Origin of the sequence: Citricoccus alkalitolerans (assembly GCF_039528175.1) — a bacterium.
Taxonomy (GTDB): Bacteria; Actinomycetota; Actinomycetes; order Actinomycetales; family Micrococcaceae; genus Citricoccus; species Citricoccus alkalitolerans.
Window position 1 is genome coordinate 657,134 of the sequence record NZ_BAAALH010000002.1, and the last position, 16,766, is coordinate 673,899.

The window sequence follows — 16,766 nt, forward strand, 5'->3', positions numbered from 1 at the left end:
TTAAGCGACCGCCCGTGTTGCCCGTCCACCAGGAGGGCCGGTGACGGTCTGCCGTCACAGCACTGGAGGATCGCACCATGTCTGTCCCGTACAAGCCCAGCACCACAGCCCGCTTGGTGGCCGAGTTCCTCGGCACCTTCGTCCTCGTCTTCGGCGGTTGCGGCACCGCCGTCTTCGCAGCCCAGGTCATGGACGATGCGGCCGGCGTCAACATGGGCGTCGGCTTCCTCGGGGTCGCCTTCGCCTTCGGCCTGACCGTGGTCGTCATGGCCTACGCGGTGGGACACATCTCCGGTGGCCACTTCAACCCCGCTGTCACGCTGGGCACCGCACTGGCGGGCCGGACCAAATGGTCCGACGTCGGCCCCTACATGCTCATCCAGGTCCTGGGCGCCACGGTGGCCGGCGGTGTCCTGCTGGCGATCGCCTCCGGAAAGGCCGGATTCGACGCCCAGGAGTCCGGATTCGCCACCAACGGCTACGGCGAGCGCTCACCGGACGGCTACTCGATGCTGTCCGTGCTGCTGATCGAGATCGTCCTGACCGCCGTGTTCCTCTATGTCATCCTCGGCGTCACGGACCGCCGCGCCCCGGCCGGCTTCGGCCCTTTGGCCATTGGCCTGTCCCTGACCCTGATCCACCTCATCTCCATCCCCGTGTCCAACACCTCCGTGAACCCGGCCCGCTCCCTCGGCGTGGCCTGGTTCGCCGGCGGTGAGGCGCTGGGACAGGTCTGGCTGTTCATCCTGGCCCCGCTCGTGGGAGCCGCGATCGCCGGGTTGACCTACAACCTGCTCTTCCCGGACCGCGGATCCGTCAATGCCGACATCGCCGGGCAGGAAGCCAACGACGACACGGCCTGATCCGCTCTCGGCCCCGCCAGGTCACATCCTGATGTCCGAAGCGCCCCGTCGTCCCGGTTGATCTCCAGGACAACGGGGCGCTCTGACCTGCGGCTGCAGGCGGGGGCGTGCTCAGGCTCAGACCTGGGCGCCCTCTTCGGCCGGCAGGACGAAGGAGGCGTCGATCTGGATCTTGACGGCGTCGGAGACGAGCACGCCACCGGCCGCGGCCTGCAGCGGCGCGTTCCAGGTGATGCCGAAGTCCTTGCGCGAGATCTCACCGGAGGCCTCGAAACCGGCGCGGGTCATCCCGAAGGCGTCGACAGTCTGGCCGCCGAACTCCGCCTTGAGCTGGACCGGGTTGGTGACGCCCTTGATGGTCAGGTCGCCCACGAGGGTGAACTCCTGCGGGTCGTTGCCGTTGGCACGGACCTCGGTGGAGACGAAGGTCATGTTCGGGTGGGACTCGGTCTCGAAGAAGTCGGCGGCCTTGATGTGGGCATCGCGGTCCGGCTGGCCGGTGTCGACCGAGTTGGCGTCGATGGTGATGTCCACGTTGGAGGCGGTGGCGTCATCGGCCACGACCAGCGATCCCTCGACGGCGTTGAAGGTGCCGCGGACCTTGGAGATGCCAGCGTGGCGGACCGTGAAGTCCACATCGGTGTGGGTGGCGTCCAGGTTCCAGGTTCCGGGGGTCAATGCGGTCATGAGAAGTCTCCTTGCGTTGAAAGCGGTGGCGTCCGGACCGCAGCCCGTCCGTTCCACCCATATTGGTTGAACGTTCAAGAGAACCATGGTGGATCCGATACTATTCCCCGCCCCGGCATGAACTTCGGATGAACTGATCGAGGCGCCCCCGCGGACGGCGGCCGACGGCGGCCGTTCCGCCTCGCGGGTAACCGGGCCTTCCGCGCGTTCTGCCGAGCGAATCCTCAGACACCCAGGCGCCTCAACCGCTCCTGGGTGCCGGTCGTTTGGATAGGCTCAAGACAGCCCTTCGGCCGATACGGCAGACAAGCCCGGTGCCCGCCTGGGCACTGTGAGTACGTCTCGCCGTGATCGGCCCCTCGACAACCTGCATTGGGAGTACTTGTGAAGATTGCGATCCTCGGCGGCGACGGCTTCTGCGGCTGGCCCGCATCCCTGCACCTCTCGGACCAGGGCCACGAGGTCATCATCGTGGACAACTTCTCCCGGCGCGTGATCGACGAAGAACTCGAGGCCGAGTCCCTGACCCCCATCCGGTCCCTCTCCGAACGACGCGCAGCCTGGCGGGAGGTCTCCGGCCGTCAGATCGGCTTCGCCTTCATCGATGTGGCCCAGGACTACGAGGGACTGCTGGAGCTCTTCCGCACCGAGCGTCCGGACGCCGTCGTCCACTTCGCCGAGCAACGCGCCGCGCCGTACTCCATGAAGTCCTCGAAGAACAAGCGCTACACCGTGGACAACAACGTCAACGCCACGCACCACGTGCTGAACGCGATCGTCGAGTCCGGCGTGGACATCCACCTGGTCCACCTCGGCACCATGGGCGTCTACGGCTACGGCACGGCCGGCATGAAGATCCCCGAGGGCTACTTGGACATTGAGGTCACCGCGGACGGCGACGCGAACGATGACACTCATGGCGCTGCGAACGGCCTGTCCGATCAGCCGGCCGCACCGCGGCGCATCGGACAGCAGATCCTGTATCCGAGCAATCCGGGCTCGATCTACCACCTGACCAAGGTCCTGGACCAGCACCTCTTCGCCTACTACGTGAAGAACGACTCGCTGCGGATCACCGACCTGCACCAGGGCATCATCTGGGGTACCCACACGGCCCAGACCCAGCTCGACGAGCGCCTGATCAACCGCTTCGACTATGACGGCGACTACGGCACCGTGCTGAACCGCTTCCTCATGCAGGCCGCCGTGGGCCATCCCCTCACGGTGCACGGCACGGGTGGCCAGACGCGTGCGTTCATCCATCTGCAGGACATGGTGCGTTGCGTGCAGATCGCCCTGGAGAACCCTCCGGCCGCGGGCGAGCGTGTCAAGATCTTCAACCAGATGACCGAGACCCACCGCGTGCGGGACCTGGCGGAGTTGATCGGCAGGATCACCGGCGCCGAGGTGGCCCTGGTGCCGAACCCGCGCAAGGAGTCGGCCGAGAATGACCTGCACGTCGTCAACGACACGTTCCTGGACCTCGGACTCCACCCGACCACCCTGTCCGAGGGGCTGCTGCTCGAGGTCGAGCAGATCGCCGAGAAGTACCGGGACCGCGCGGACCTGTCCAAGATCCCCGCCACCTCGCTCTGGACCGCCGACCAGCAAGCCGGCGTCCCGGCAGCGGCACCGGCCGGGCCGGCGTCGTCCTCGGTCCCGGACCTGGCCCCGGTGAAGTAGCGGGAGCGGGTCCCGCACATGCGCATCGCGATGTTCACCGAGGTTTTCCTGCCGAAAATCGACGGCGTGGTGACCCGGGTGGTGCGCACCCTGGAACAGCTGGAGGAGATGGGGCACGAGGTCCTGCTCTTCGCGCCCGGCGATACGCCGTCGGAGTATGCCGGGCACGAGGTGGTGAGGGTGCGGAGCTTCTCCCTGCGCTTCCTGTACCCGGAGTTGAAGGTGGGAGTACCGACGTCGGCCATCGCCCGGCGGGTGGAGGCCTTCCGCCCGCACGTGGTGCACACGGTCAACCCGATCTGGCTGTCCGCCTACGGCGTGCTCTCGGCCGGGCGGCGGGACCTGCCCCAGCTGGCGAGCTTCCACACGGACGTGCCGAAGTACACGGAATCACTGCGCGTGGGTTGGGCCCGACACCCGCTCGAGTCCTGGATCCAGTTCCTCCACAACAAGGCCGAGGTGAACCTGTGCACCTCCGGGCCCATGGTGGAACGTGCCCGTGAGGTCGGCATCCAGCGGGTGGACCTGTGGCCGAAGGCCGTGGACACGGTCGGCTACCACCCCACCAAGGCCACCGAGCAGATGCGGGCGAAGCTGACCGCAGGCCATCCCGAGGCCCCACTGGTGGTCTATGTGGGGCGCATGAGCCGGGAGAAGGACCTGGATCAGCTGGTCGAGCCGATGCGCCGTGTCCGCGAGCGGATTCCCGGTGCGCGGCTGGCGATGGTCGGCTCCGGCCCATACCGAGAGGACCTGGAGCGGATGTTCGACCCGGCGTACACCGTTTTCACGGGTTATCTGTCCGGCGCGGATCTCGCCTCCGCCTATGCCAGCGCGGACGCCTTCGCCTTCCCTTCCACCACGGAGACCCTGGGCCTGGTGGCCCTGGAGTCCATGGCCTCCGGGGTGCCCGTGGTCGGAGTCCGCGCCGGTGGCATCCCCTTCGTGGTCGACGACGGCCGCACCGGCTTCCTGGTCGACCCCGGCGATGTGGACGGCTGGGTGGACCACCTGGTGCGCCTCCTCGGACACTGCGGGCTCCGGGCCGCGATGGGCGAGGCGGCCCGCGCCGAGGCCGAGCGGCATTCGTGGCGTGCCGCCACCGAGGCCCTCGTGGGCTTCTACGAGCGGGCAATCGAGACGCACTGGGGCAGCACCCACCGGGAACTCAACGGCCCCCTCCTGGACCGCTTCGCCAAGCCGATGCCCCGGGCGCTGGACTGAGGAACCTCGCTCGCCGCCAGCTATAGCGATCCTGCCGGGCCACGGCGATTATCACTGTGGCCCGGCGGGATCGCTGTGTATGCCGATAGCACCGCAACCCTGAGCGGGCCGCTGACCAACAGAGGCCCCGGGGACGACGAAGGCCCCGGATCCATGATCCGGGGCCTTCGCTGTACTTGACTCGCGTGCGCGAGGGGGGACTTGAACCCCCACGTCCTTTCGAACACTGGCACCTGAAGCCAGCGCGTCTGCCAATTCCGCCACTCGCGCGAGGTTTTGGTCTGTCTTCCCGGTCGAAAGGCCTGTATGGAATCCTTCGTACCGGTCAGAACAGCAGGATCTATCCTATCCCCACCCCCACGGATTCCCAAATCGAGGACAGACCGAGGACCAGTTGAGGGCCAACCGAGCGCCTGGAACCAGCCTGAAAGATCGCATTGAAACCGCATTGAGACCCGTCACCGGCCTGTTCCTCACAGTTTGCTCATTCGTGCCGCGTACTATCGACACAGACATCTGCGGAAAGGAGCACCCCCGCGTGGGTCTTCTGGATAACCTCGAGCGCGGCCTGGAGAAGGCTGTGCAGTCAGCCTTCTCGGCCGGCGGCTCCCGAGCAGTCAAGCCGGTCGAGATCGCCAACGCCCTGAGACTGACCATGGACGATGAGGCCATGGTCCTCTCCGAGGGCCGCACTTTCGTGCCCAACGTCTTCATCATCCGGTTCTCCTCCCCGGACTTCGAACTGGCCCGCAAATGGGGCTCTGCCCTGGCGGAGGAGCTCTGTGACGAGGCCATCCGGCACGCCCGGGACCAGGGTTACACCCTGCACGGCCCGGTCCGCGTCACCTTCGTGGAGGAGGCGTCGCTGCGCGCCGGCAAGCTGGACATCGAGTCCGCCTCGGACCGCTCCGGCGGTTCGGACCAGATGCACGACGCCGGCTCCTCGCCTTCCGGAACCGGCTCGGCCGCCGTCGTGTCCCAGGCTCCGGTGGACCGGAACGTTCCGGTGCCGCCCGTTGCCCCGGCACCCCGGCCCGCGCCCTCAGCGGCTGCGCAGGCGGAGGTCCCCGGGCGGACGCCGAGCCCGTCCCCCCAACGTCCGGCCCAGCCGTCCCGACCGGCCACCGCGCCGCTGCAACCCGTGCTCGAGATCGACGGCCGCAAGTACGGCATCAACGCCGACTCGGTCGTGCTCGGCCGTTCCGCCGATGCGGACATCCTGGTGGAGGACACGGGTGTCTCCCGCCGCCACCTGGAGATCATTACCCGGGGCAGCACCGTCATGGCGGTGGACCTGGGCTCCACGAACGGCATCTACGTCAACGACCGTAAAGTGGACGGCTCCACCGTGCTGCGGCACGGTGACCGAATCACGATGGGACGTGTTGCCATGGTCTTCAGGATGCTGCCCGCGCGGGACACGCCGGGCCAGGGAGGAGCCTCATGAGTGAACTTGCCGTGGCCGCCCTGCGGCTGGGCCTGCTGCTGGTCATGTGGATCCTCATCATCTCGATCGTCTCCTCCCAGGGGCGGGACCTCATGGTCGGCGCCCGCAACAAGGTCCGTCCCCGCGGCAAGGGCACCGCGCCCGTCGCCGCCGGAGCTGCCGCCGGTACGGCCGGCGTTCCCGGTGGCGGTTCATCCGCATCGGGGGCCGGAGGCCAGAACACCGGCCAGCAACAGGCCCGGCCGCTGCCGACGCGGCTCCAGGTCACGGAGGGCCCGCTCCAGGGCTCCGTCGTGGAACTGCACGGAGCTCCTCTCCTGCTCGGGCGTGCCCAAGAGGCTGACCTGGTGCTGGACGACGACTACGTCTCGGGCCGCCATGCCCGGCTGTTTCCGCAAGGTTCACGCTGGTTCCTCGAGGACCTCGGCTCGACCAACGGCACCTACGTGTCCGGATCCCAGCTGACCCGCACCGTGGCTGTGGACCCGGGCACCCCGATCCGGATCGGCAAGACCGTCCTGGAACTGAGGGCCTGACGCCGATGCCTTTGGTCCTCCGCTTCGCTGCGCGATCCGATGTGGGCAGGGTCAGGTCGAAGAACGACGACTCTGCCTATGCCGGATTACACCTGGCCGTCGTGGCCGACGGCATGGGCGGGCACGTGGGGGGCGACGTGGCCAGCGCCTCCACGGTGCTGGACCTGGCCCCCCTGGACGCCACCGGCTATGCCAGTCCGGAGACCGTGCTACCGGACGAGATCCAGAACGCGAACCTGATCCTCAACGACCTGGTCCATGCCAGTCCCAAGCTCGCCGGAATGGGGACCACGTGCACGGCGATGCTGCTCGCCGGGCGGACCATCCACATGGCGCACATCGGAGACTCCAGGGCCTACCGGCTCAAGGACGACACCTTCGAGCAGATCAGCATCGACCACACCTTCGTGCAGCGGCTCGTGGACGAGGGACGGCTGGACCCCGCCGAGGCCGAGTCGCATCCCCACAAGAACGTGCTCATGCGGGTGCTCGGGGACGTGGACGCCTCCCCGGAGCTGGACATCTCGGCCGTGGACGCCGCACCCGGTGAACGCTGGCTGCTGTGCTCCGACGGGCTGACGGCCGTGGTGCCCCCCTCCGTGATCGAGCAGAAGCTGCGCCACCGGAGCGACTTGCAGGCCGTGGTCGATGAACTGGTCGAACTGACCCTGGCCGGCGGCGCTCCGGACAACGTCACCATCGTGGCCCTGGAGGTGGACGAGGCCACCGAGGCCGAGGCTGCCCTGCCCTCCCCCGCCCACCTCTCCGACCAGGCCCTCGCCGCCGCCACCCCGGGCGAGGCTGGCCCCGTCTCGGCCTCCCTGTTGCGGGAGGACCTGGAGTCCCGTCCCCACGTCCTCGTCGGCGCCGCCGACCTGGCGACCCAGACCGGCAAGATCCCGATCGTCACCCGCCGCAGCACCCAGAAACGCGCGGCGGCCCTGTTGACCGGCGCGGCCAGCCACGGTGCCCAGGCCGACGGCGCCCTGACCGACCCGCTGGCGGTTTCCGCCGCCTCGGAGCTCATCGAGGGCCATCGTGACCGGATCGATGGCTCAGCTGACGGTCTCGGTGACGGCTCGGACTCCGACGGGCCCGAACCGGAGGAAACGCGGGACGGGACACAGGAGGAGGAGCGGCCGCGCCGACGTCGTTCAGTCTTCATCCCGGTCTTCACCGCACTGTTGGCCCTGATCTTCGCGGTGCTGTTGCTCTGGGGTTACCTGTGGACCCAGACGCAGTACTACGTGGGTGCCCAGGACGGGCGGGTCGCCATCTACAACGGCGTCTCGCAGCGACTGGGTCCGATCCAGCTGTCCCACCTCGACAGCGAGACGGACGTGGCGCTGGAGGACCTGCCGGCGTATTCGCGTCAACGTGTTGAGTCCGGCCTGCCGGCCCGCGACCTCGAGCACGCCCAGCAGATCGTTGCCGACCTGGAGAACTCCGCGACCCCGGATCCACCCGCTACACCGAGCCCGACCCCCTCTGGGACGCCGAGCGACTCTCCGTCCGGGATTCCCACGGGCAGTCCTACCTCCACGCCCCCAACCACCCCTCCAGGAGGTGATCGCTGATGTCCCAGGTCACGTCCACCCCCCGCCCGCGGCGCAACACCGAACTAGTGCTGCTGATCCTGGGGCTGTGCATCGGCACCGGTGCCAGCCTGCTCGCCGGCCTCGGCATGGACCGCGAGATCACCTCCGACTACTGGGTACAGGCGGCCGTGCTGGCCATCATGTCCCTGGTCTTCCACCTGGTGCTGCGCCTGCGGGCACGGTATGCCGATCCGTACATCCTGCCTATCGTGGTCACCCTCAACGGACTCGGGATCGCCATGATCCACCGCATCGACGTGGCCGAGGGGGACGACGCCGCCTCCCGCCAGCTGATGTGGACCGTGGTGGCCATGGGCGTGTCCATCGCCCTGCTCTGGCTGCTCAAGGACCACCGGGTCCTGCGGCGCTGGCCCTATCTGTTCCTCGCTGCCTCCGGCATCCTGCTGCTGTTGCCGCTGATCCCGGGCCTGGGCATGGAGATCAACGGGGCCCGGATCTGGATCAACCTCGGCGTGGGATCCTTCCAACCGGGGGAGATCGCCAAGATCACCCTGGCCATCTTCTTCGCGGGCTACCTCTCCGCCAATCGGGACCTCATCCTGCTGGCCGGCAAGAAGATCGGCCCTGTGACCTTCCCCCGCTTCCGGGACATGGGGCCGCTGGTGATCGCGTGGCTGATCTCCATGGGCGTGCTCGTGTTCCAGCGGGACCTCGGCTCCGCCATCCTGTTCTTCGGGCTGTTCATGGCCATGATCTACCTGGCCACCTCCCGGGTGTCCTGGATCATCCTCGGTCTGGTCCTCGTGGCTGTGGGCGGGCTGATCGCCGTGAACACGATCTCCCACGTGGGGCTGCGCGTGGATGCCTGGCTCCATGCCTTCGACCCGGAGGTCTACAACCGTGGCGCCGGCAGTTACCAGATCGTCCAAGGCCTGTTCGGCCTCGCCTCCGGTGGCCTCCTCGGCACCGGTCTGGGCGGAGGGCGGCCAGACATCGTGGCCTACGCCAATTCGGACATGATCATCGCCTCGTTCGGCGAGGAGCTCGGCTTCATCGGCCTGTCCGCGATCCTGATGCTCTTCGTGCTGCTGGTGACCCGCATGCTCCGCGCCGCCTTGGGAACCCGTGACTCCTTCGGCAAGCTCCTGGCCGCCGGGCTGGCCTTCACCATGGCCCTGCAGTGCTTCGTGGTCATCGGCGGAGTCACCATGGTGATCCCGCTGACCGGCCTCACCACGCCGTTCATGGCGGCCGGTGGATCCTCGCTGTTGGCCAACTGGATCGTGGTGGCGCTCGTGCTGATGGTGTCCCAGTCCGCGCGCAAGCCGGTCGCCGTCGGTCCCATGGTCAACGCGTCCGGCTCCGGATCAGGTCATCAGGACCGCACGTCCGGCGTTCCGGTCGAGACGCCGGCAGGAGGGGTCACCGCATGAACCAGGCCATCCGCAACTCGTGGGTCGTCATCGTCGCCATGTTCATGGTGCTCCTGGTGGCCATCTCCGTCATCCAAGTCATCGCCGCCGATGCCCTGAAGAACAACGACTTCAACTCGCGTCAGCTCTACCAGGAGTTCGGCTCCGCCCGGGGCCCGATCCTCGTAGACGGCAATCCGATCGCCGAATCGGTGGAGTCCAACGACGACTTCAACTACCAGCGCGTCTACCACGACACCGAGCTGTACTCGGGGCTGACAGGTTTCTACTCCCTGACCTACGGTGCCACCGGCCTCGAGGACAAGCTCAACCGCTATCTGGCCGGATCCTCGGACGGCCAGTTCGTGGATCGCATCATCGAACTGTTCTCCGGCACCCAGATGGAGGGCGCCCAGGTCGAGCTGACCATCGATCCGGCCATGCAGGAGTTGGCCTACTCGGTGATGCCGGAGGGGGTGGAGGCCTCCGTGGTCATCACCGATCCGGAGAGTGGGGACATCCTGGCCATGGCCTCCAAGCCCAGCTATGACACGAACCTGCTCGCCACGCACAGTGGGGCCGAGGCCTCGGCGAACATGGAAGAGCTGCAGTCCGTGCCGGGATTGAGTCCCTATGTCAACCGGCCCACCGCCTCCCTGCCGGCTCCAGGCTCCACGTTCAAGCTCATCGACACGGTGGCCATGCTCGAGTCCGGTGAGTACCAACCGGATCAGGTCCTCGACGTCCCGGATTCCATCACCCTCCCGAACACGAGCACGCCCCTGGGCAACTTCGGTGGTGGCCTGTGCGGCAGGCTGGACGAGGCCACCCTCGACGAGATCTTCGCCCAGTCCTGCAACACGCCCTTCGCCCTCGCGGCCATGGAGCTGGGCCAGGACCGGATCCGCACCACGGCGGAGAACTTCGGGTTCAACGAGTCCTTCGACATCCCCCTGACGGTCGCCGCCTCGCAGTTCCCCGAGGACCTGGACGACGCGGCCCTGGCCCAGTCCTCGATCGGCCAGCGGGACGTCAAGGCCACCGCCCTGCAGATGAACATGGTGGCCGCCGCCATCGCCAACGACGGGACGATGATGAAACCGCAGCTGATCGACACGATCCGCGGCTCGGACCTGACGCTGCTGGAGGACGTGCAGCCAGAGGTCTTCAAGCGCTCCACCACCCCAGAGATCGCCGAGCAGATGACGGAACTGATGCGCGGTCCGCTCGACGGCGGAACGGCCTACCGCGCCCAGTCCGACCGGGTGGACATCGCCGCCAAGACCGGCACCGCCCAGTTGGGTGCGGACAACGACCTGGTCAATTCGTGGATCACCGGATTCGCTCCGGCCGATGACCCGCAGGTGGCCGTCACGATCGTGTACCAGAACATCGACTTCGACACCGGCAGCGAGCTGACGTCGACCAATCTGAAGGAAATCATGGAGGCGGTGGTCACACAGTGAGGCCGACATCGGGTATCACGCTGGGCGGCAGGTATCAGCTCACCGAGCGCATCGCCATCGGCGGCATGGGCGAGGTCTGGAAGGCCAAGGACAAGATCCTGGGCCGGCTGACGGCGGTGAAGATCCTCAAGGAGGAGTACACCGGTGACGCGAATTTCCTGCGCCGCTTCCGGGCGGAGGCCCAGCACACGGCGTTGTTGAACCATCCCGGCGTCGCGAACGTCTTCGACTACGGCGAGGAGGACGGCTCCGGCTACCTCGTCATGGAGCTGGTCCCCGGGCCGCCGCTCTCGGCGATCCTGGACAAGGAGAAGGTCCTCTCTCCGGACCGGACCCTGAACATCATCGCGCAGACCGCCCGTGCCCTGTCCGCCGCCCACGCCCAGGGCCTGGTACACCGCGATGTGAAGCCCGGGAACCTGCTGATCACTCCGCACGGCCGCGTCAAGGTCACCGACTTCGGCATCGCCCGGCTCGCCGACCAGGTGCCGTTGACCGCCACCGGCCAGGTCATGGGCACCGCCCAGTACCTGGCCCCGGAACAGGCCACCGGACAGCAGGCCACCGGTTCCTCGGACATCTACTCCCTCGGTGTCATCGGCTACGAGAGCCTCGTGGGACACCGTCCCTTCTCCGGCGAGTCCCAGATCGCGATCGCGCTGGCTCAGGTCAATGACCCGCCGCCACCTCTGCCGGACACCATCCCTGAACCGGTGCGGGCCCTGATCATGTCCATGCTGGCCAAGGAGGCCCACGAGCGTCCGGCCAACGCTACCGCCCTGGCCGAGGCCGCGGAGTCCCTGCGCCAGCAGGACACGGCGGCGGCCGCCGCCGCCGTGCCCGGGATGATTCCGTTCCTGACCGGGGGAGCCGCCGCCGCGGCCCTTGCCGCCCAAGGCGCCCAGACGCAAGCCCTCACGCAGGCCGTGGACTACTCGGGCATGTCAGACACCCATGCCACCGAGGTCATCAGCGGTGCTTCCGGTTCGGAGGGCACGGGCACCTCCGCGCTGCCCGTGGCCGAGGCCGCCGGCGCAGGTGCCGGCGCGGCCGGTGCCATCTCGGCCACAGAGGACCCGGATGCCTACCGCGCCGGGGACTCCCCGGACCCGGACGCCGAGGGCTACAACGACGAGCTGGATCGCACGGCCGGACGCAAGAAGCGCAGCCCGTGGACCTGGCCGATGATCGGGCTGCTTGCCCTCATCGTCTTCGTCATCCTCGGCATCTGGCTCGGGCCCCAGTTGACCGGCGGTGGCGAGGAGTCCTCCTCGGCTCCGGTGACCTCCGCCTCCGAATCGCCGTCGTCCAGCTCATCAGGACCCGAGACCGTATCCATCAACTCAGAGGACTACGTCGGTTCGGACATCAACACTGTCGAGGCTGCGCTGCGGGACCTGGGCATGGACGTCACCAGCCAGGAGGTCCCGAGCAACGAGCGCCAGGGCATGGTCCTGACCCTGTCACACACTGGCGACGTCCCGGTGGGAACCCTCATCACCGTGCGTTACTCTGCGGGTCCTCCCCCGGAGCCCACCACCCAGGCGCCGACCACCCCGCCCCCGCCTCAGGAAACCGCTACACAGGCGCCACCGGACGAGACCACCACGCAGGAGCCCACACAGGCTCCCACCTCTCAAGAGCCGTCCGAGGATCCCACCACCCAGGAGCCCACACAGGAGACGACCGAGGCTGCCACCACCCAGGAACCGACTCCGACGACCACCGACGAGCCGGCACCCTAACCAGGACGAGAGCGGAGGGACCGGACCCGGAACCGTCGGCCTGGATCTCCTCGACCACCGCCAGTATTCGAATCCCAGAACAGGACGAACGACAGTGCCACATCAACGCATCCTCAACGGCCGTTACGAGGTCGGTGACCTCATCGGCCGGGGGGGCATGGCCGATGTGTTCCAAGGTCGGGACCAGAAACTCGGTCGCAGGATCGCCATCAAGCTGATGCGACCGGACTTGGCCCGCGATCCGCAGTTCCAGTCCCGATTCCGCCGGGAGGCCCAGTCTTCCGCCGCGCTGAACCACCCGAACATCGTCTCGGTTTTCGACACGGGCGAGGAACGGTTCGAGGACGGCGCCTACGAGGGCGTCGCCTGCCCCTTCATGGTCATGGAGTTCGTGGACGGCCGCACGCTACGCGACCTGTTGCGCCATGAAGAGATTACCGTGGACCAAGCCATCGAGTGGACCTCCGGGGTGCTCGCCGCCCTGAACTACAGCCACGAGGAAGGCATCGTCCACCGGGACATCAAGCCGGCCAACATCATGGTCACCAAGTCCGGGGCCGTGAAGGTCATGGACTTCGGCATCGCCCGCGCCCTGTCCGATTCGGCCGCCACGATGACACAGACCCAGGCCGTGGTCGGAACCGCCCAGTACCTGTCACCGGAGCAGGCCCGGGGCGAGTCCGTAGATTCGCGGTCGGACCTGTACTCCGCAGGCTGCCTGCTGTTCGAACTGTTGACCGGGCGCCCACCGTTCGTGGGGGATTCCGCCGTGGCAGTGGCCTATCAGCACGTCCGGGAGGAACCTCCCGTCCCCTCCACTCTCAATCCGACCGTCTCGCCTGCCCTGGACGCAGTGGTCTCTCGCGCGCTCTCCAAGGACCGCGTGGACCGGTTCCAGTCCGGCCTGGAATTCCGTGCCAGCCTGAACCGGGCAGCTGAGCAGCCCGACGCCGGCCCCGCGCAGCATTCGTCCCGCTCGGCCGCCGCGGGGGGCCGGTCCGGGGGCATTGCCGGTCCCACCGCCGGCTCCGCCGCGGGGGCAGCCGCCGGTGCCGCCGCCGTCGGAATGTATCCGGACGGCGCCACGGAGGCCATGACCGCCGTCTCTCCCCGGCCGGAGAGAGAGACCAGGGCGATGGCCGCCGTCGGGAACGAGCCCGGTAGCGAACCCAGGACCGAGAGGTACTCAGGCCTCTCGGGTGACCCGTACTCGAACCAGCAGACCGGGGACCTCTCCGCCCCCACCGCGGCCACACCTCCCGCACCACGGGAGGACACAGGCCACCTCCTGGACCTGAGGGACGAACCGCGCGCGGACGGTCAGCCGAAGAAGCGCAAGGCACACCGTGTCTGGGTGCCCATCCTCGTGGTCATCCTGGCCCTGGCTGCTGTGGCCGGTGGGTGGTTCCTGATGGAGGAACTGAACCGGCGCAATGTGGAGGCCAATCAGGTGACGGTCCCGTCCGTGACCGAGATGACCCAGATCGAGGCCCAGAACGCGCTGACCTCCGCGGAACTGCGGCCCATCCTGGAAGAGGTGCACGATGACGAGGTCCAACGGGACCTGGCCGTCGGCACTGAACCTGACAGCGGAACCATCGTCCAGAAAAACCAGGAGATCACCCTCTTCATCTCCAAGGGTCCTGAACAAGTGGAGATCTCCGCGGACCTGGCCGGGCAATCGGAGGCCACGGCGCGGGACACCCTTGAGGGACTGGGTCTGTCCATCTCCTCGGTCCGCTATGTCCCCTCGGCCGACGTCCCGCGGGACCGGCTGGTCGGCACCTCCCCGGAACTCGGAGCCACCGTGAGGTCGGGCTCTTCTGTGGAGCTGCAGATGTCCTCGGGCAACATCGGTGTGCCCAACCTCGTCGGCCTGACCCAGGAGGAGGCACGAGCGGCCCTCCAGGAGTTGGGCCTGCAGATGACCGTCTCCGAGGTAGAACGCGAAGCGCCGGTGGAACCGGGCACCGTGGTCGGTCAGGAACAGCCTGAGGGAACCGAGGTGCCCCAGGACTCTTCCGTCACGGTCGAGGTGGCGAAGGCCCCCGAGGAGCCGTCTGCCTCTCCTTCCCCATCCCCGTCTCCGTCTCCGTCGAGTGAGTCACCCAGCGGATCCCCGAGTCCGAGCGACTCCGCGTCCGACTCACCCAGCGAGTCGCCCAGCCCGACGGAGTCATCTGCCGGCGCCTCCGGGTCCCAACCCACCGGCCCGGGCAACAATCGGGGCCGCGGGAGCGGCTGAGCCGCAGGCTGGCCGCATGCAGTCACGGCGGAACGCGTTAGTTCGTCACCGGTGAGGTCAGTTCATCACCGGTGAGAGGGTGTCGGCCCGCGCGGCCGCACCCTCCATGCCCAGGAATTCGAGCCAGTTCCCCAGCATCCGGTAGCCGCCCTCGGTCAGCACGGATTCCGGATGGAACTGGACCCCCCACAGCGGAGCGCTGCGATGGGCCACGCCCATGACGATCCCGCTGTCCGTCTCCGCGGTGATCTCCAGGTCCTCGGGGATGGTGGCCCGCACGGCCGCCAGGGAATGGTAGCGGGTGGCGGTGAAGGGGTCCGGGACGCCGGCGAACATCGGGTGCCCCCCGTGGACGACCCGGGAGGTCTTGCCATGCATGAGTTCCTCAGCGTGCGTCACGGTGGCCCCGTGGGCCTCGGAGATCGCCTGATGGCCCAGGCAGACGCCGTAGAGCGGCTTGCTCTGCACGGCGGCCCATCGGACCATGTCTGTGCTGATGCCGGCCTCGGCGGGTGTCCCCGGTCCGGGAGACAAGAGGATCCCATCCCGTTCCGCCGCTAGCTCGGTCGCCTCATCAACGCTCACAGCATCGTTGCGGACCACGAGGGTGTCCGCCCCCAGTTCCCGCAGATAGCCCACGAGCGTGTAGACGAAGCTGTCATAGTTGTCGACCACGAGGATCCGGGCGGGGGATTCTGCGCCGGAGTCGGTGGCATGGTCCGAGTCGGTGGATTCGGTCGGAGAGGTCATGAGCGGAGGTCCCATCGAGTGTCGGGCGATCAGGGCTGCGGAGGCGGGTCGGGAGGTGCTCGGCGCACCGGGGAGAGCCTCCGGGTGGTCTCACGGGCGGGCCCATGGTCTCCATGGGTTCGCCGCTAGACTGGGCCGAGTACTTCATCTGAAGCAGACTACGCCGTGACCGGTTCTGGTGCGGCGACGTGACCGAACCATCGTGGACAGGAATCGAAGTGCCCGAGTCGGAGTCCCGCAAGACCGGCCAGATCGGCCAGAAGAGCAAGAGTGCTGGGCAGGCCGAGCGAGGCCAGCGCCGGGCCGATCTCCGCGCGGAGAAGCCCGAGCCCGGCCCGTTGCCCACCTGGTACAAAGCGATCATGTTCGGCCTGATGATCGTCGGCCTGCTGTGGATCGTCGTCTACTACCTCACCATGGGGGTGGCTCCCATCCCGCAGGCCGGTGGCTGGAACATCGGCATCGGCTTCGGCATCGCCTGCGTGGGCTTCCTCATGACCACGCGTTGGCGCTAGACGTTCCTGTCCGCTCGATAGAGGTCCCTCAGTAGACAGACCTCGGCCCCGTGGTGGATGGCCTCGCGGTTGATGTGCAGAACCAGCTCCAGCATGGAGTGCTCACTCCACGGCCCCTCGGCCTCTCCCGCGGCTGCGCCGAGGGCGTCCTCATCGAGCGAGTCCACCGCGTCACACCAGGCCGCCACAGCGGCATCGAGCCTCTCGTAGGCCTCCCGAGCCGTCCCCGGGTAGTCGTAGGTGAAGTAGTCCGTGTCCGGGCCGCCGAAGTGCCCAGCCATCCGTGCCCCGAACACGCCCACGAGCAAGTGGGCCATCCTCCACGCGATCGTCGTCATCGGTGCCGGATCCGGCTCGGGGAAGGCGAAGTCGACCACCCAGTCGCCGCCACCAGCCTGCACGGCACCCGGATAGTCCGGCGCAGTAGCACCCCGTGGACGTAGCCCCCACGCCCCACGTGCCGGTTCCCAGTGGTACTCCTCGTCGCTCATCCCCGCCAGCCGACGGGACAGATGGTGGTCCCAATGCCCACCCAATTGGTGGGACAGCTGTCCGAGCGGCAGGGCGACGGGCCTGTGGTTATCTTTTGACGAGCCTGTGGATTCAACGGGGTGATCTGTCATGATCCGATGCT

At 67.8% G+C, this 16,766-nt stretch carries 14 protein-coding genes and 1 tRNA gene; 11 read left to right on the forward strand and 4 right to left on the reverse strand.

Features of this window, described 5'->3' with window-relative positions; all coding sequences use genetic code 11:
* Positions 1-77 precede the first annotated feature (77 nt).
* Complete coding sequence (gene aqpZ, locus ABD134_RS08915) at positions 78-863, forward strand: aquaporin Z (protein ID WP_344228744.1); 786 nt, start codon at positions 78-80, stop codon at positions 861-863.
* Positions 864-980: 117 nt separating this feature from the next.
* Here the strand turns inward: aqpZ and ABD134_RS08920 are convergent, their stop codons facing one another.
* Positions 981-1,550 (reverse strand): YceI family protein, encoded by a 570-nt coding sequence (locus tag ABD134_RS08920; protein WP_344228745.1) that lies wholly within the window; start codon positions 1,548-1,550, stop codon positions 981-983.
* 384 nt (positions 1,551-1,934) lie between these two features.
* On the opposite strand from ABD134_RS08920, the gene ABD134_RS08925 reads away from it, so the two are divergent.
* Complete coding sequence (locus ABD134_RS08925) at positions 1,935-3,233, forward strand: NAD-dependent epimerase/dehydratase family protein (RefSeq protein ID WP_344228746.1); 1,299 nt, start codon at positions 1,935-1,937, stop codon at positions 3,231-3,233.
* Between the two features lie 18 nt (positions 3,234-3,251).
* Positions 3,252-4,457, forward strand: coding sequence for a glycosyltransferase (locus tag ABD134_RS08930; RefSeq protein WP_344228747.1), 1,206 nt, complete (start codon positions 3,252-3,254; stop codon positions 4,455-4,457).
* Positions 4,458-4,643: 186 nt separating this feature from the next.
* On the opposite strand, the gene ABD134_RS08935 is transcribed toward ABD134_RS08930, so the two are convergent.
* A tRNA-Leu gene (locus tag ABD134_RS08935) sits at positions 4,644-4,727 on the reverse strand.
* A gap of 268 nt (positions 4,728-4,995) precedes the next feature.
* On the opposite strand from ABD134_RS08935, the gene ABD134_RS08940 reads away from it, so the two are divergent.
* The 7 genes from ABD134_RS08940 (at position 4,996) to ABD134_RS08970 (ending at position 14,867) form a co-directional block, all read left to right on the forward strand.
* Positions 4,996-5,904, forward strand: a complete 909-nt coding sequence (locus ABD134_RS08940) for an FHA domain-containing protein (protein ID WP_344228749.1) — start codon at positions 4,996-4,998, stop codon at positions 5,902-5,904.
* The gene (locus ABD134_RS08945) at positions 5,901-6,440 is read left to right on the forward strand and encodes an FHA domain-containing protein FhaB/FipA (protein ID WP_344228751.1); all 540 of its coding nucleotides are present in this window, start codon (positions 5,901-5,903) and stop codon (positions 6,438-6,440) included. The genes ABD134_RS08940 and ABD134_RS08945 overlap by 4 nt, the downstream gene beginning before the upstream one ends.
* A gap of 5 nt (positions 6,441-6,445) precedes the next feature.
* Entirely contained in the window at positions 6,446-8,017 is a 1,572-nt protein-coding gene (locus ABD134_RS08950) for a PP2C family protein-serine/threonine phosphatase (RefSeq protein ID WP_344228752.1), read from the forward strand.
* Positions 8,017-9,432: an FtsW/RodA/SpoVE family cell cycle protein gene (locus ABD134_RS08955; RefSeq protein ID WP_344228753.1), complete on the forward strand. Its 1,416-nt coding sequence runs from the start codon at positions 8,017-8,019 to the stop codon at positions 9,430-9,432. The genes ABD134_RS08950 and ABD134_RS08955 overlap by 1 nt, the downstream gene beginning before the upstream one ends.
* The gene (locus ABD134_RS08960) at positions 9,429-10,877 is read left to right on the forward strand and encodes a penicillin-binding transpeptidase domain-containing protein (RefSeq protein WP_344228754.1); all 1,449 of its coding nucleotides are present in this window, start codon (positions 9,429-9,431) and stop codon (positions 10,875-10,877) included. The genes ABD134_RS08955 and ABD134_RS08960 overlap by 4 nt, the downstream gene beginning before the upstream one ends.
* Positions 10,874-12,622 carry a protein kinase domain-containing protein gene (locus ABD134_RS08965; protein ID WP_344228755.1) on the forward strand — a complete coding sequence of 583 codons (1,749 nt, stop codon included), beginning with the start codon at positions 10,874-10,876 and terminating at the stop codon, positions 12,620-12,622. The genes ABD134_RS08960 and ABD134_RS08965 overlap by 4 nt, the downstream gene beginning before the upstream one ends.
* A gap of 94 nt (positions 12,623-12,716) precedes the next feature.
* Positions 12,717-14,867 (forward strand): protein kinase domain-containing protein, encoded by a 2,151-nt coding sequence (locus ABD134_RS08970; RefSeq protein WP_344228757.1) that lies wholly within the window; start codon positions 12,717-12,719, stop codon positions 14,865-14,867.
* 57 nt (positions 14,868-14,924) lie between these two features.
* Here the strand turns inward: ABD134_RS08970 and ABD134_RS08975 are convergent, their stop codons facing one another.
* Positions 14,925-15,617 carry an anthranilate synthase component II gene (locus ABD134_RS08975; RefSeq protein ID WP_344228759.1) on the reverse strand — a complete coding sequence of 231 codons (693 nt, stop codon included), beginning with the start codon at positions 15,615-15,617 and terminating at the stop codon, positions 14,925-14,927.
* A gap of 218 nt (positions 15,618-15,835) precedes the next feature.
* Between ABD134_RS08975 and ABD134_RS08980 the strand changes: the two genes are divergently transcribed.
* A complete protein-coding gene (locus ABD134_RS08980) occupies positions 15,836-16,132 on the forward strand; it encodes a cell division protein CrgA (RefSeq protein WP_344228761.1) in 297 nt (98 codons plus the stop codon).
* Here ABD134_RS08980 and ABD134_RS08985 read toward each other — a convergent pair.
* Positions 16,129-16,668 (reverse strand): DinB family protein, encoded by a 540-nt coding sequence (locus ABD134_RS08985; protein WP_344230814.1) that lies wholly within the window; start codon positions 16,666-16,668, stop codon positions 16,129-16,131. The two genes, ABD134_RS08980 and ABD134_RS08985, sit on opposite strands and share 4 nt — an antisense overlap.
* Positions 16,669-16,766 lie beyond the last annotated feature (98 nt).